Source organism: Gottfriedia acidiceleris (assembly GCF_036421055.1).
Lineage (GTDB): Bacteria > Bacillota > Bacilli > Bacillales > Bacillaceae_G > Gottfriedia > Gottfriedia acidiceleris_C.
Genome location: NZ_JAZGQS010000008.1, coordinates 99138 through 114633, shown reverse-complemented (window position 1 = coordinate 114633; position 15496 = coordinate 99138). Strand labels below are relative to the sequence as shown.

At 34.4% G+C, this 15496-nt stretch carries 20 protein-coding genes and 2 riboswitches; of the genes, 14 read left to right on the top strand and 6 right to left on the bottom strand.

Annotation, left to right across the window (positions count from 1 at the left end; genetic code table 11):
* From RAH41_RS13850 to RAH41_RS13825, 6 genes are read left to right on the top strand one after another with little or no spacing between them, the layout of a single operon-like run.
* Nucleotides 1–753: a GvpL/GvpF family gas vesicle protein gene (locus tag RAH41_RS13850; RefSeq protein ID WP_331223210.1), complete on the top strand. Its 753-nt coding sequence runs from the start codon at nt 1–3 to the stop codon at nt 751–753.
* Nucleotides 750–986: a gas vesicle protein GvpG gene (locus RAH41_RS13845; RefSeq protein WP_331223209.1), complete on the top strand. Its 237-nt coding sequence runs from the start codon at nt 750–752 to the stop codon at nt 984–986. Before RAH41_RS13850 ends, RAH41_RS13845 begins: the two co-directional genes overlap by 4 nt.
* The gene (locus RAH41_RS13840; protein ID WP_331223207.1) at nt 983–1789 is read left to right on the top strand and encodes a GvpL/GvpF family gas vesicle protein; all 807 of its coding nucleotides are present in this window, start codon (nt 983–985) and stop codon (nt 1787–1789) included. Before RAH41_RS13845 ends, RAH41_RS13840 begins: the two co-directional genes overlap by 4 nt.
* Nucleotides 1786–1998 (top strand): gas vesicle protein, encoded by a 213-nt coding sequence (locus tag RAH41_RS13835; protein WP_331223205.1) that lies wholly within the window; start codon nt 1786–1788, stop codon nt 1996–1998. The genes RAH41_RS13840 and RAH41_RS13835 overlap by 4 nt, the downstream gene beginning before the upstream one ends.
* On the top strand, nt 1961–2248 hold the full coding sequence (locus RAH41_RS13830) for a gas vesicle protein K (protein ID WP_331223203.1): 288 nt from the start codon (nt 1961–1963) through the stop codon (nt 2246–2248). Before RAH41_RS13835 ends, RAH41_RS13830 begins: the two co-directional genes overlap by 38 nt.
* 13 nt (nt 2249–2261) lie before the next feature.
* Nucleotides 2262–2540: a gas vesicle protein gene (locus RAH41_RS13825; protein ID WP_331223201.1), complete on the top strand. Its 279-nt coding sequence runs from the start codon at nt 2262–2264 to the stop codon at nt 2538–2540.
* 74 nt (nt 2541–2614) lie between these two features.
* Here RAH41_RS13825 and RAH41_RS22635 read toward each other — a convergent pair whose 3' ends face one another.
* Nucleotides 2615–2779, bottom strand: coding sequence for a Ger(x)C family spore germination C-terminal domain-containing protein (locus tag RAH41_RS22635; RefSeq protein ID WP_419471607.1), 165 nt, complete (start codon nt 2777–2779; stop codon nt 2615–2617).
* 99 nt (nt 2780–2878) lie between these two features.
* Entirely contained in the window at nt 2879–3274 is a 396-nt protein-coding gene (locus RAH41_RS13820) for a spore germination protein (protein ID WP_331223199.1), read from the bottom strand.
* A 195-nt stretch (nt 3275–3469) separates the two neighbouring features.
* Here RAH41_RS13820 and RAH41_RS13815 point away from each other — a divergent pair, with 195 nt between their 5' ends.
* The 7 genes from RAH41_RS13815 to RAH41_RS13785 all read left to right on the top strand — a co-directional run bounded on the left by RAH41_RS13815 (nt 3470) and on the right by RAH41_RS13785 (nt 10049).
* Nucleotides 3470–3880, top strand: a complete 411-nt coding sequence (locus tag RAH41_RS13815) for a MerR family transcriptional regulator (protein WP_331223409.1) — start codon at nt 3470–3472, stop codon at nt 3878–3880.
* Between the two features lie 15 nt (nt 3881–3895).
* Entirely contained in the window at nt 3896–4585 is a 690-nt protein-coding gene (locus RAH41_RS13810) for a zinc metallopeptidase (RefSeq protein ID WP_331223197.1), read from the top strand.
* A 213-nt stretch (nt 4586–4798) separates the two neighbouring features.
* Nucleotides 4799–5368, top strand: a complete 570-nt coding sequence (locus tag RAH41_RS13805) for a TVP38/TMEM64 family protein (RefSeq protein WP_331223195.1) — start codon at nt 4799–4801, stop codon at nt 5366–5368.
* A 375-nt stretch (nt 5369–5743) separates the two neighbouring features.
* Nucleotides 5744–7081, top strand: a complete 1338-nt coding sequence (locus RAH41_RS13800) for an NAD(P)-dependent oxidoreductase (RefSeq protein WP_419471604.1) — start codon at nt 5744–5746, stop codon at nt 7079–7081.
* Nucleotides 7082–7097: 16 nt separating this feature from the next.
* Nucleotides 7098–8405, top strand: a complete 1308-nt coding sequence (gene preA / locus RAH41_RS13795) for an NAD-dependent dihydropyrimidine dehydrogenase subunit PreA (protein WP_331223191.1) — start codon at nt 7098–7100, stop codon at nt 8403–8405.
* Nucleotides 8402–9793, top strand: coding sequence for a dihydropyrimidinase (hydA, locus tag RAH41_RS13790; protein ID WP_331223189.1), 1392 nt, complete (start codon nt 8402–8404; stop codon nt 9791–9793). Before preA ends, hydA begins: the two co-directional genes overlap by 4 nt.
* 34 nt (nt 9794–9827) lie before the next feature.
* Complete coding sequence (locus tag RAH41_RS13785) at nt 9828–10049, top strand: hypothetical protein (protein WP_331223187.1); 222 nt, start codon at nt 9828–9830, stop codon at nt 10047–10049.
* A gap of 460 nt (nt 10050–10509) precedes the next feature.
* Here the strand turns inward: RAH41_RS13785 and RAH41_RS13780 are convergent, their stop codons facing one another.
* From RAH41_RS13780 to RAH41_RS13765, 4 genes are all read right to left on the bottom strand, one after another.
* A complete protein-coding gene (locus RAH41_RS13780) occupies nt 10510–11976 on the bottom strand; it encodes a CoA-acylating methylmalonate-semialdehyde dehydrogenase (protein WP_331223185.1) in 1467 nt (488 codons plus the stop codon).
* A gap of 18 nt (nt 11977–11994) precedes the next feature.
* Entirely contained in the window at nt 11995–13368 is a 1374-nt protein-coding gene (locus RAH41_RS13775; protein ID WP_331223183.1) for an aspartate aminotransferase family protein, read from the bottom strand.
* 164 nt (nt 13369–13532) lie between these two features.
* Entirely contained in the window at nt 13533–13952 is a 420-nt protein-coding gene (locus tag RAH41_RS13770) for a CBS domain-containing protein (protein ID WP_331223181.1), read from the bottom strand.
* Between the two features lie 43 nt (nt 13953–13995).
* Entirely contained in the window at nt 13996–14373 is a 378-nt protein-coding gene (locus RAH41_RS13765; protein WP_331223179.1) for a DUF2294 domain-containing protein, read from the bottom strand.
* 117 nt (nt 14374–14490) lie between these two features.
* Nucleotides 14491–14629, bottom strand: a riboswitch (cyclic di-AMP (ydaO/yuaA leader).
* A 127-nt stretch (nt 14630–14756) separates the two neighbouring features.
* Nucleotides 14757–14899, top strand: a riboswitch (cyclic di-AMP (ydaO/yuaA leader).
* Nucleotides 14900–15412: 513 nt separating this feature from the next.
* Between RAH41_RS13765 and RAH41_RS22630 the strand changes: the two genes are divergently transcribed.
* Nucleotides 15413–15490, top strand: a complete 78-nt coding sequence (locus tag RAH41_RS22630) for a potassium-transporting ATPase subunit F (protein WP_088012318.1) — start codon at nt 15413–15415, stop codon at nt 15488–15490.
* The last annotated feature ends 6 nt before the right edge of the window (nt 15491–15496 follow it).

Below are 15496 nucleotides of genomic sequence, written 5' to 3'. Positions count from 1 at the left end.
ATGAGCGAAGGTGTTTATCCATTTTGTATCATACAAACGAATATCGATCACGATTTCGGTTTTACAAAATGGGATGGAAAAGAAATTAATCTGTATCCAATCCGATATAAAGATGTTGTTATGATTGTTGCAGATGTATCTGATCAAGACTACCCTCCAACGCGTGCAAATTTACTCGCCCATCAAGGTGTAGTCTCATTCATTATGAAACAGTTAACCGTCATTCCTATGAGTTTTAATAATGTATTTTCCTCTTCAGAAGAGATTTATTTATTACTAGAAAAACTGTATGACGAACTGCAATCAATCTTTCAGAAAATAAACAATAAAATTGAGGTAGGTTTAAAGGTAATTGCGCGTAAGGAGTGGTTAGAAGAAGAAATACGAATAAATGACGACATACAAAAACTTAAACAGAAAGTAAATCAGCAAAAAGAAGCTGCATTTTACGAAAAGATTAAACTTGGAGAAAAAACGAAGGACTTTTTCTACAATCTGCAACACAATCTGCACAATGAGATTTATTTACCTCTTTCTACACTTTCAAGTGCCTCTAAATCTAACCCTCCAATATACGAAACCATGCTTCTCAATTCAGCTTTTTTAATTGATCGGGACCAGGAAGTAATCTTTGACGAAAAAGTTAATGAGCTCTATGAATTATGGAAGGATAAAGTAGAATTCAAATACTCTGGACCATGGCCCGCATATAACTTTATTCACTTAACCATAACGGCAGGAGATAAGTCATGATTTTTAAAGCTTTAGCCTTTCCACTAAAATCAATCATTTTATTAGGTGAAAAAATAAAGGAGGAAGCTGACCGCGTTTTATTTGACTCGAAATCGATTGAGCAACAATTGATTCGTCTACAAATGATGTATGAATTAGGAGAAATTTCGCAAGACGTTTATGAACAACAAGAAGAGGAACTACTTCTGCGATATCATGTCGCAAAAATGAAAGAACGGGAGAGGGGCAGTTGAGTATTTATTTATATGGTTTGCTACCGACAAATCAGCTAAAAGATTCACCCTTTTATGCAGTTAAGGGGATTGATCAAGATCAAACTAGTTTTGAAATTGTTGAAAAAGTAACTGCAGTTTTTTGTTATTTAAGTGAGGAAGAATTTGCTGAGTCAATTCTAAAAGAAAAGATGGATAATCCAAAATGGGTACACAAACATGCAGTTCATCATCATGAAACAATTGTGACTTATTCTAAAAACTATTTATTTCTTCCTTCTAAGTTTTGTACCGTCTATTCAAGTATTGAAAAATTAAGAGAGGATTTGTCGCAGGAGCAGCTAAATATCGTATCCCTTTTTGAGCATTTAAAAGAAAAAGAGGAATGGAATGTAAAGATGTACTATGATAAATCGAAATTTTTAAAAGTATTGGAGCGAAATAGTAAAGTAATTCAAAGTATGAGAGATGAATTAAAAGTATTATCTCCTGGGAAACAATTCTTTATGAAGAAAAAGCAAGGACAACTACTCGAAAATGAAGCACAAAGTGAACTACGTTTAATATCACAAAGCTTGGAAGACAATCTAAACAACGCAACGGTTGGCAATAAAACAAGAGAAAATTGGAGCCGAAATGCTACAGGAAGAAATGTTGATATGATCTACAATAGTACTTCTCTAGTCCCAATAGACGGCAGAAAGAAATTTGAACTGCTAATCAAAGAATTTAGACAAAAGTATGAGGATAAAGGAATTATTGTAGAGATTTCAGGACCGTGGCCATTTTATCATTTTGCTAGTTTGGATTCTAAAACTACATGAATAGTCAAAATGATAACATCACATTATTAGATATTTTAGACGGAGTTCTAGATAAAGGAGTAGTAATTACAGGTGATCTCGTCCTTTCTATTGCAGATATTGATTTGGTATATGTAAATATTTGCTTGCTTGTGACAGCAGTAGAATCGATTCATGAAAGGGGGATAAACAATGTCAGCGAATCGGGGAATAGCCGCCGAGAGAATTAATATGAATCCAGAAGATGTTGAACAAGGACTTGCTCAACTAGTACTAACAATTTTGGAATTGCTAAGGCAACTTGTTGAGAGACAAGCTATTAGAAGGGTAGAGGGCGGTATGCTTACGGAAGAACAAATTGAAAATCTTGGCACAGCTCTATTGAATTTAGAAGAAAAAATGGAAGAATTAAAGATCATTTTTGGACTTGAAGGAAAAGACTTAAACATTGATTTAGGACCTTTAGGGAACTTAATGTAAGAAAGGAGAAAACATGCAACATTCAGCACAATCTACTAATATTTTAGATATTTTAGAGAAAATTTTGGATAAAGGAATCGTCATCGCAGGGGATATTAAAATCGCCTTGGCAGATGTAGAACTACTTACAATTAAAATTCGTCTTGTTGTTGCTTCAATTGATAAAGCAATGGAGATTGGGTTAAATTGGTGGCAGGATGATCCGTATTTTAATTCAAGTGTTAAAGGGAAGCTTTTGCATGATCGGATTAATCGGATAGAAGATCAGCTGGGTATAAAGAAGGAGGAGTAGAGTTATTCCCTTTAATATAAATAAAGCAGCAACCTATTTGGCTGCTGCATTACATAAAAATAAGGTATTCGTAGTTAATTCGAATTGATAAGTTTAATATCAAATTTTGGTTCAATTGTCATTCGAGGATAGTCTTTTCTCCAATCTAAAGACGACCAAATGTTAGGATGGAACGCTTTTAATTCCTTTCCAATACCAAGAACATCAGAATTTTGCGGATTGCATCGTCTTGATTGTATTTAATGCGAGTTTCTCAAAGTGCTTATTAAGTTCTTTTTCAAATTGGACGTAATTAGGCTTTCATTTATTTACCTTATCACCAAGCTCGAAAGCACTAACTAGCAGTGTGGTCCACGTAAAACACGTTCATTTATTGGAATGTTTACTGAGCGTTCTTTAACTAACTCTGTTTTAAGTAAATAAAGCTTTAATTCTCCTTTTAGTTGTAAAATTGTTTTTCCTTCAATGAGCGCATTTGCTGCATCAGAAAGCAGTTCAGTTTCAGTGCAATCGAGAATTGAAACGGCCTCTCGTATATTGACATTTGTATTATTTAGTAAAGGACGGATAATGTGGTCTTGTACGGTTTGATCATCAATCATTGTATTATCTAAATAAAATAACCGATAACGTCGGTCACCGCTTGCAAAATCACTTGATTTGAAGTCAGAACTATTAAATAGCAATTCCCGAAGCGATTTTTCATTTTTATCTAAATCTCGGTCCGCTATCATTTAGTACTCCTCTTTTCTTTAGGTGGTAAATTTTATCCTATTTTTCCATAAATTCTGTTACTAGTACTTAAGATGTAGAGATTTTAATCTATTCAGCTTAATTTATAAGTGCAATTTCGAACAATGTAACGTTTTACTGTACGTTTTAATCGAATTCACATATAATACAAATATAAGGAGCGTGAAAACATTGGGATTGTCTATAAAATTGGAGAATTAGCAAAAGAAGTAGGAGTGTCTAAGCGTACAATTGATTATTATACAAACTTAGGATTACTTGAACCTGAGCGTTCAGAATCTGGGCACCGGTTTTATAATGAAGCTTCTTTAGAGACTTTAAAATTTATTGAGCAATGCAAATCAATGCACTTACCACTCCAAGAAATAAAAGATATTTTAGATAAGAAAAAAACTCTGATTCACGATCAGAGTGTTGCCCCTCTAACAGAGGAAGTTACTGTTCATATGAATCAGTTACAGAATGAATTATCACAATTAAAATATTTACTAGAAAATTTAACTGAAGAACAAAAGCTAAACATTATCCGTCAATTAACGTCACAAACATCAGAATTAATTCAGACGTTATTGTCATTTATTCTTTAAAAGGAGAGAATGTGAATGTTTTTTCATCCTATGGATTTCCTTATTTTCATTGCTTTCGGATTATCGATCTGGGCACAATTTAAAGTGAAATCTAGTTTTAATCAGTGGGCTGAAGTGCCAGCTTCAGGAGGGTTAACCGGAGCTGAAGTAGCAAGATATATATTAAATAATAATAATTTACCTAATGTACCAGTGGAAGTAGTATCTGGTCGCTTATCAGATCATTATGATCCGATGGCAAGAACGGTTCGTTTATCAGAAGAAGTATATTATGGAAGATCAATTGCATCTGTATCAGTCGCAGCACATGAAGTAGGTCATGCGATACAGCATGATACCTCGTATGGTTTCTTAACACTTCGTCATACGATTTTTCCAATCGTTAACATTGCATCAGGTGCAGCTCCATTACTATTACTAGCAGGATTTTTACTTCAAGCATTTTCTTTAATTGGAGTAGGAATTTTACTTTTTTCAGTAGCAGTAGCATTTCAACTGATTACTTTACCAGTTGAATATAATGCAAGTTCAAGAGCAAAGAAATTAATGCTAGCAGGAGGAATTATCAACGATTCCGACAGAAAAGGTGTAAATAAAGTTTTAGGAGCTGCTGCTCTTACGTATTTAGCTGCAACCTTAATCTCAGTTTTAGAATTAGTAAAATATTTATTTATATTTTTCCAAGGACAAACTGAAGAAGAATAAAATTAATTCAAAAAGATGATTTCGTGATCAATTCGAAATCATCTTTTTTTTGTGAAAAATTAAATTTAAATAGGTAAGTATGTTTAAAATATCAATGTCTAAAATAGTAAATAGGATTTATTTTTTGGAAGATTTATGTATTTTTGTAACCTTAGCTTTTTTATCATACTAAATGTTGTACAATTAAGTGGTTAAAAAAAATGGGGGAAAATTATGACACTTTCTGCAATTGAACATTTTTTAAATACATATAAAGACTATGCAGTGATCCTAAGTATTTTAATTAATGTTCTTATTAGTATTGTTGGTATTATACCAGCTTGGTTTTTGACAGCAATCAATATTAAATTATTCGGTCTTACTGGTGGATTTTTAGTCTCTTTCATAGGTGAATTAGTTGGTACATTCGTATCTTTTATCTTATATAGAAAGGGTTTACAAAAAAGATTTATTAGTAATTCAACTAAATTTAAAGGATTAAATAGGCTTTTAAGCTTAGAAGGAAAAGAAGCATTTTTTGGGGTATTAATTTTGCGTTTTATTCCTTTTATTCCTTCTAGTTTGATTACATTGTTTGCTGCCTTTGGAAAAATCACATGGTCAAGCTTCATGTTAGCTAGTTTTATTGGTAAGTTACCTGTCATATTATTTGAATCGTATTCTGTTAATCAAGTTTTAGAGTTCACTTTATTCGGTAAAGTCATTTTAGGATTGTTAATTATCGTCTTGCTGATCTATTTTTATAGAAAACGCTTTACTATTTTTGTGAAGAATAAATTTTGAAAAAATGTAAAAAGCTCAAACCTACTATATGGTTTGAGCTTTTATTTTTTTCTAATACAACTAACTAAAATTGAATTAATTCGAAAAAGAATAGCTTTCTTAACTTTTGGCAAAAAGCTTAAATAAGCACTAATTAAACACTGATAACCCCTTACATAAACATGTCTAAATTAATTTATTTAATCATATATTGAAATACCTCAATTTTAAATAAGCTTTCCCTTTTTAAGAAAGATTGTAGAGTAATTGTTCTTACTTGGAAATGTGCTTTACTTTTGCTGTTGTATGGAATGAATGCGATTAAAATCATTGAAACAGTTGAATAAGCAGCTTTCTTAAAAAGTAACTTTGTAGCCTAATAGGAGGGTGTTGTTAGTGAATAGAGTTTCATTAGAGGATTTATCGAAGAACTTTGAAGAAGTCCATCCTGGATTATCCGAACGGGAAGCAGTTGAAGAAGCACATCGATGTCTTTATTGCTATGATGCCCCATGTATTAAAGCTTGTCCAACTGGGATTGACATACCTACGTTTATTAAGAAAATTGGTTCAGGTAATTTAAAAGGATCAGCCAAAACGATTATGTCATCTAATCCGATTGGAGCCAGCTGTGCCAGGGTTTGTCCTACAGAAGAACTGTGCGAAGGTGCATGTGTACTAAAATCTTCTACAAAACCGATTATGATTGGCAATTTACAGCGGTATGCAACTGATTGGGCGATAAAAAATAATCAACAATTATTTAAGGCTGAAAAAAAGAATGGAAAAACGGTTGCAATAGTAGGTAGTGGTCCTGCAGGTTTAGCAGCAGCTCGTGAACTTGCTTTATTAGGCTATGAAGTAACAATTTTTGAAGCAGAAAATCATGCCGGAGGTTTAAATCGATATGGTATCGTTTCTTTCAGGTTACCAAAGAGTATATCAAACTGGGAAGTTCAACAAATTGAAAACTTAGATGTGAAAATTCATACGAACACAAGAATTGGTTCGGATATTTCTTCAGAGGAATTATTAAAAGACTATGACAGAGTCGTTCTGGCAATCGGTATGGGGAAAGTACCGATGCTTGATATAGAAGGAGAGGATTTGGACGGGGTATACGATGCGATTGATTTTGTAAAAGAGACAAAAACGGGAGAATTATCAAATCGTTTTATCGGTAAAAATGTTGCTGTAATAGGAGCGGGCAATACAGCAATTGATGCTGCAACATGTTCGATTCGACTAGGCGCTGGCAATGTCAAAATTTTATACCGTAGAACGCAATTGGAAATGAGCGCTTATCAATTTGAATATGATTTTGCGAAGCAAGATGGTGTGGAATTCCGATGGCTAACATTACCAATACGAATAATTGGCGAAAACGGAAAAGTAATTGCACTTGAATGTGTCCGATTAGAACTAGGTGAAGTTGGAAAAGATGGTCGCCGTAGGCCAGTACTTATTCCAAATTCAAATTTCACGATTCCAGTTGATGGGATTATAAAGGCGATCGGGCAAACTCGCTATACAGAGTTGATCGAACAATTTGGATTAGAACACACTGACGGAGTTGTGAAGGTCAATAAAGAAACTTTCGAAACGTCTAATCCGAAAGTTTTTGCTTGCGGTGATGTCATTTTTGGAAAAGGGCAAGGTGAAGCGATGGTAGTGACTGCAGCTCAGCAAGGTAAAGAAGTAGCTTATGCAATTCATAAGCAGTTAAACACTTAAAAGGAGGTTTTCTTGCATGGCAGATCTACGAATTAATCTTGCAGGTATTCAGTCACCTAACCCGTTTTGGCTAGCTTCTGCTCCTCCAACAAACTCAGGTTATCAGGTTCAACGTGCATTTGAGGCTGGCTGGGGAGGGGCAGTTTGGAAAACATTAGGTGAACCGATTATTAATACTTCCTCACGATTTGCAGCGATTAATTTTAACGGACAAAGAGTTGCAGGATTTAATAATATCGAACTCATATCTGATCGACCGCTTGAAGTAAATTTAAAAGAAATTTATGAAACGAAAAAAAGATTTCCAGACCGAGCGATTATCGCCTCACTTATGGTTGAACCGCAACAATATAAATGGCATGAAATAGTAAAAAGGGTAGAGGACGTTGGTGTTGACGGTTTAGAACTCAACTTCGGCTGCCCACATGGAATGGCAGAACGAGGAATGGGGTCTGCATCCGGTCAAGTTCCTGAATTAGTAGAGCAACAAACTTTTTGGGTAAAGGAAGTTGCGAAAACACCTGTCATCGTAAAACTAACTCCGAACATTACGGATATTACTGTAACGGCTGAAGCGGCAGTTCGAGGTGGAGCTGACGCAGTCAGTATGATTAACACAATTAACAGTTTAATGGGAGTAGATTTAGACTCCTGGAATACAGTACCACATGTTGCTGGGAAAGGAGCACATGGTGGGTATTGTGGACCAGCAGTCAAACCAATTGCATTAAATATGGTGGCAGAATGTGCACGTAACCCACGAATATCGGTACCAATTTCCGGTATTGGGGGAATATCGAATTGGCAAAATGCAGTAGAGTTTTTATTAATGGGAGCGACAGGCGTTCAAGTTTGTACAGCTGCAATGCACCATGGATTCCGTATTGTTGAAGACATGATCGATGGTTTAACGAATTATTTAGATGAAAAAGGACTTTCCTCAGTAACAGAACTAGTCGGTAAATCAGTTCATAAATATTCAGATTGGGGAAATTTAGATTTAAATTACCAGGTAGTTGCTAGAATTGATACGGATGAATGTATTAACTGCAATAAATGTCATATTGCTTGTGAAGATACATCTCATCAATGTATTGATATGGGAATAGATGAAAATGGAAAATCATATTTAAAGGTTCGGGAAGAAGACTGCGTAGGATGTAATTTATGCAAAATTGTTTGTCCGGTGGACGATGCAATTAACATGGTAGAAGTCCCAAGTAGACAGCCCTCGATGACTTGGAATGATCGTCAACATGCTTTAAAGACATTAGCAAGATCTAATCAATATTCAATTTTAAAGGGGGGGAGGAAAAGAAAATGAAGAAAATTATTCGAAATGGAACAATTGTCACTGCAACGGATACTTATAAGGCTGATATTTTAATAGAAGAAGATAAAATTTCTGCAATTGGTTTAAATTTAAATCAGACAGATTCAGAAGTGATAGATGCTTCAGGTCATTATATTTTTCCAGGTGGAGTAGACCCCCATACACATTTAGATATGCCGTTTGGTGGAACCGTCACAAAAGATGATTTTGAAACAGGAACGATTGCCGCTGCCTTCGGTGGGACAACAACAATTATTGATTTTTGTTTAACGAATAAAGGAGAACCGCTCCAAAAAGCGATTGAAACATGGCATGAAAAATCCAAAAATAAAGCAGTGATTGATTATAGCTTTCACCTAATGATTGGCGAAATAAATGATGAGGTATTAAAAGAGTTACCTAGAGTAATAGAAAATGAGGGAATCACATCATTTAAAGTATTTATGGCTTATAAAAATGTATTTCAAGCTGATGATGCGACGTTATATCGTACTTTATTAGCAGCAAAGGAATATGGGGCACTAGTAATGGTGCATGCGGAAAACGGTGATGTTGTAGATCATTTAATCAATCAAGCTTTAGATGAAGGGAAAACAGAGCCTATATACCATGCATTGACACGTCCGCCAGAAGTAGAGGGTGAAGCGACCGGAAGAGCGGCTACATTAACTGGTCTAGCAAATTCACAATTATATGTCGTACATGTTACTTGTGCAGAGGCTGTTGAAAAAATAACGGAAGCCCGAAATAGTGGAATTGATATTTGGGGTGAAACATGCCCACAATACTTAGTACTTGATCAGTCTATGCTAGAAAAGTCTGACTTTGAAGGAGCAAAATATGTTTGGTCTCCACCACTCCGCGAAAAATGGAACCAAGATGTCCTATGGAATGCATTAAAAAATGGTAATCTGCAAACTTTAGGATCGGATCAATGTTCATTTGACTTTAAAGGACAAAAGGATCTTGGTCGCGACGATTTTTCAAAAATTCCAAACGGAGGACCCATGATTGAAGACCGAGTAAGTATATTATTCTCTGAAGGTGTAAAAAAAGGCAAAATCTCATTAAATCAATTTGTTGACATCTCTTCTACTAGAAGTGCAAAGCTATTTGGCTTATATCCTCAAAAAGGAACAATAGCAGTTGGTTCAGATGCTGATTTAGTTATTTTTGATCCGAATTGTAAGCGAACGATTTCATCTGAAACCCACCACATGGCAGTCGACTATAACGCATTCGAAGGGATGGAAGTGACTGGAGAGCCAGTGAGTGTCTTAGTTCGTGGAGAATTTGTCATTAGAGAGAAGCAATTTGTAGGTAATGCAGGTAGTGGTGAGTACTTAAAGAGGAAAAAGTATGGTGAAACTAGTCTATAAGAAAAGATTTGTAATGAAAGGAATGAGTAAATAAATGTCAACATACAAGGACTTTTTAATCGAAAGAAATCAAATCGATTCCCTTGTAAAGAAAGGCTACAAGATTAAGAGTGTAAGAGAAACGCTAGATGGAGCTTATGTTAACTTTGAAAATCAAGATGAAGAGGAGAAGTTTGTTACTCTTCACATAATGAATGCAGATACACGGAAATATTTTGGGATGTTAATTGTTAGGCAGTTGGGGATTCATTTGTGAGGATTATAGAATCGCAATTATAATGGGCGAATTGCAAATAATAATAGACGAACGCAATTAAAATCCGAGAATCGCAAATAAAAAAGGCCGAATCGCAATTAAAATTCGAGAATTGCAAATAAATCGAGAATTACAAATAATGATAGTAAAATGAGTCTTCAATAAGCTAAATCATTAAAAAAATAGATGAATTTCAACTAAAATTAAAAAAATTGAATTTTAGCTACTTTTGCTACTTTTAATTAATAACGATGCAATCTTGGTAAGTTTTTGAACGAATTTGCAATGATCAAGCAAAACTGAACGTCCAGCATTAAATGAAGATATACTTTCTGGCAAATCAATAATGAATGAAAAATCGCATCTCATCCGTAACTACTAACGGGATATGCGATTTTTTCTATTAAAAAAGGCCTCCCATTAGTCAGTTACTTAAACTAATGGAAAAGCCAAAATTTATTTACTCTAATCTACTCGTAATCATTTTTTTCCTTGTATAGAATTCAACCCCATCTGCACCATTGGCATGTAGGTCACCATAGAACGAGTTTTTCCAACCAGAGAATGGAAAGAAAGCCATTGGTGCAGGAACGCCAATGTTAACTCCTAGCATACCTACTTCAATGTTCTCTCGGAAGTATCGAATACTTGATGCACTGTCTGTAAAGATACAAGCCCCATTACCAAAATCTGATTTGTTCGTTAGCTCAATTGCTTCTTCTAATGTATCAACTCTAACGATTGATAGAACTGGGGCAAAAATTTCTTCCTTCCAGATTTTCATAGATGGTTTCACGTTATCAAAGATTGTAGGTCCAATGAAGTAGCCTTTTTCTTTTCTAATTAAATCATTTCGTCCATCTCGTAATAATGTCGCACCTTCTTGTATTCCACTTTCTATATATTGTTCAGTTCGTTCACGATGTTCCTTGCGAATGACAGGACCTAGGAATACATCTTCATCTAATCCATTTCCGATTGTGATGTTACTTGCTTCTATTTTTAATTTCTCTATTAAAGGATCAGCAATGTCGCCAACTGCTACTACTACTGAACAGGCCATACATCGTTCACCTGCAGACCCGTATGCAGCTGTAACGATTTGTTTAACCGATTCTTCTAAGTTTGCATCTTGTAAAACGATACTATGATTTTTAGCACCTGCCAAAGCTTGAACGCGCTTACCATTTGCAGAGGCAGTTTTATATACATATTCCGCCACTGGTTGAGAGCCTACAAATGAAATGGCAGGAACATCTTTATTTTGAAGTAATTCGTTTACAATTTCATGTGCTCCATGAACAATATTGAATACACCTTTTGGTAGACCTGCTTCGGTAAAGAGTTCTGCTAAACGATTTGCAAGAAGTGGAGTACGCTCTGAAGGCTTTAGGATAAACGTGTTTCCGCATGCAATCGCTAATGGGAACATCCAGCAAGGTACCATCATTGGAAAATTAAAAGGCGTTATGCCTCCAACTACCCCAACAGGATATCGATACATTGCTGATTCAATATTTGTAGCAATATCAGGTAATTGTTTACCCATCATTAATGTTGGTGCGCCGGCAGCAAATTCTACACATTCAATTCCACGTTGAACCTCTCCGTATGCCTCATTATAGCTTTTACCATTCTCAATTGTTATTAAATTAGCAAGTTCATCCCAATGTTTAATTAGTAATTGTTGATATGAAAATAGTATTCTTGCTCTTTTAGGAACAGGGGTTTTACTCCATGAAATAAAAGCTTTTTTAGCTGCTTTTACAGCGGTATCTAAATCTGATTTAGTTGAGAGAGGTACAAATGCTAATATTTCTTCAGTAGCAGGATTAGGAACTGGAATTGTCTTGGCATTTGTTGAAGCTTCAATCCATTCACCATTTATAAAATTTTTTAATACCTTTATATTAGTTTGTGTAGACAAGAAGATCCCCCCGCACGATTATAGTTTTGAGAATGCTTTGTTTAAAGTACTTACAATAAAGTCAAGCTCTTCATCAGTTGTTGTAAATGGAGGCGACAATGTAAGGATATTATTGTAGCCTGGTACCGTATCTCCATTTCGACCGATTATTAATCCTTGCGCCTTACATTCAGTTATTATTTTTAATACCAATTCTGGACTAGCAGGTTCTTTACTCATTTTATCCTCAACAAGCTCAATTCCTGCAATAAACCCAAAACTGCGAATATCTCCAACATTTTTATAAAGTAGTAAACCGTCTAATCTTTTACGGAGCTCTTTACCTAAATAGGAAGCACGCTCTATTAAATTTTCTCTTTCAATAATTTCTAAGTTTTTAAGTGCAACTGCACATGAAGCTGGATTTCCTCCGAATGTATTAACATGACGAAAATGATTATCTGTTCCTGGTTGTTTAAATACTTCATAAAGATCACTACTTACTGCAGTTGCTGAAAGTGGGGAATAAGCACTCGTCATTCCTTTTGCCATAGTGACAATATCAGGTTTTATACCGAAGTTTTGATGTCCAAACTGTTTTCCAGAGCGGCCAAAACCACAGATTACTTCGTCAACAATTAGTAAAATACCAAATTTATCACAAATTTCTCGAACTTTTGTTAAGTATTCGGCAGGTGGTACAATTACTCCTCCACCTGTAATCACCGGCTCCATAATGATTCCAGCAATCGTTTCACAACCTTCATAATTAATAATATCCTCAATCGCTTTTGCACATTGGATGCCACAGTCCCCATAAGTTTTACCAAATGGGCATCGATAACAATAAGGTGGTGCGACATGCTGGAAACCTGAAGAAAGAGGTTCATATTTAACTTTTCGATTAGCCTGACCTGTCGCACTTAAAGCGCCCATAGAGTTACCATGATAAGCACGATATCTTGATATAAATTTATAACGCAGGGGCTCACCATTTTGTTGGTGGTATTGTCTAGCTATCTTAAAAGCTACTTCATTTGCATCCGATCCAGAATTAGAATAAAAAATACGATAGTCTCCACCGAGCCATTCATTTAACTTTTCAGCTAATAAGATAGATGGAACATTGCCTTGAGACATTGGAACATAGGGAAGTGCTTGAAGTTGTTTGGCAGCAGCTTTGGCGATTTCCTCGCGACCGTAACCTACATTCACACACCATAATCCAGACATCCCGTCTAAATAATTTTTACCATCAATATCAGTAACTGTACTATTTTTTCCAGAAACTAAAACCATTGGATTTGGATTGTGAGGAGACATATGATGCCATACATATTTTTGGTCTAATTCAAGAATCTCTTCTTTTGAAAGAGAAGTAGAAGGAGTTGCTTTTACAGTTTTATCATTCACTAAAATAGTCACCAACTTTCAAAATTCTAGTATTATGGAAATCTCTCTTTATTAATTAATATTACATAATGATTTATATTATCCTTTTATGATGGACAAAATTGTAGATTAGTTGATTTATGAATAAATTTAAAAAAACTAACCGCTAATTTTGTATTTAGCGGTTAGTTACTTTTAGCTTCATTTAATAATTTCTTACTACAATACTCAATAATTTCTTTTCTCTTCACCATTCCGATAAACACATCTTTATCATCAATAACCGGAATAAAATTTTGATTAATAGCTCTTGTAAATAAATCCTCTATTTGAGCATTAATTGAAACAGGCTCATAAAAGTTGTGTAGGGAAATTTCTTTTAAATCGATTTCTTGTGTATTTGAGAATGATAAATTTTCTGTATTTTTTAATTTCCATAATAAATCACCTTCAGTGAGGGTGCCTACATATTTACCATAATCATCGACTAAAGGTATAGCTGTATAGCGATGGTGCTCCATTTTTTCAAGTGCTTGACGCATTGTTGAATTGATATTCAAATAGACAAGTTCATTTTTGGGGGTAAAGAAAAACGCGATATTCATTTTTCATACTCCTTACTTAATTATAATATTTAGATATAATCATTTAACTGTTCTTAGCTTCTAGTAATTTAATAATATTTTGCTCCATTATAAAAACTTCAATTCGTTCCCCGGTATTTGTACTAGTATCACTATGACTAGATAAAACCTTACATCCAGTATATTTTTCAATAATTTCTTCATATTCTTTACTATACATTTCTCTAAGAACTTGGCGCATTTTTTTGACAAGGCTTTTTCCTGTTTTATGAGATACTAAGTGTTTCTCTTCTGTTGTTAAAACGCCTTTGAATCGAAGGATAATCATATCCTCAACTATATAAGTTTTCGCTTCTTGAGGACCTCTACCAATAAGTTCTCTTTGAAATTTTATAAATGCCTCACTTAATTCGATTTCTAGTTTTTTTTTTGATGATGCCATTAATATCTCTCCCATACTGTTAATTAAAACAAAAAAATAGCCAAAAGAAGAGCAATCTTCTCGTAGCTATTTATTTCAATGGTAAAAGTATATTGAAATAGTAATAACTCGGTAAAATTTTGCTCCCTTCAAACGCTGGCGAGGTTAGCTGACGGATTCGGGCTTGAAAAGTAGCCCTACCATAAATGGATTCACCCCATGTGCAATGCACGAATGGATCCCCCGCTCGTAATTTACGATTTAGCGATTACAGCAAATTTATTTGTTGATATGTATATCATACAGAGATAATTCTAATTGTAAAGGAATAAAATTTTACAAAGAATTTTTTTGAAAAAAACTCTTTACATGAAAAAATCATCGCCGTATAATCAAATCAGCAAAATAAAGATCGGCTTAATTACGATTATTCGTAAGCGGAGGAACCAATTTTTTGGGGTTAATTTTACATGAATGTAGAAGGGATGAGATACTCTTTCGCCATCCTACCCGACAGCTAACTTCGTAGGCTAAAGCGAGGGAGGTCAATAGACCGCCTAATTTGAGCGGGTTTTTTATTGCCTTTTTGCAATAATTACCTGAGCAAACAATAGAGTAGGTCTTTTTATTTTGCAAATTAATGGAAAATTATGGTAAAGATTAAAAAGGATCAGGGAGACAGAACACAAAGAGAGCGAGCTGCTAGCTGGGTGTTAAGTAGACCAATGAGTACTTTTCTTCTGAAATTGAATTAACGAACTTATTAGGACAACATTTATTTAATGTATGTTCCTCTTATTAAGTTTTAGTTAATTAATTTGAAGATTAGTATCCATTGGTCTTTTTTAATTCTCTAAATCAGTATTTTTGAAAAGGTGAACTAGTTTAAAAAGTCTATTTACTAATGAAAATGTGCATGAAATATTATGCTAGCTTTTGAGATAGAAAGGGTGAACTACTTTGATAAATGATTATACGATGGTAGCTTTATTGGTTATTGTATTTGCAATATTTTGGGGATTTACAATATTTTGTGAAAAAGCGTAAGGGGGAAATATAGATGCTCATTCCAGCAATAATAGGGATTGTTCTAATTCTATATTTAGTTTTTGTTCTAATTAAGCCAGAGAAATTTTAGTAATTA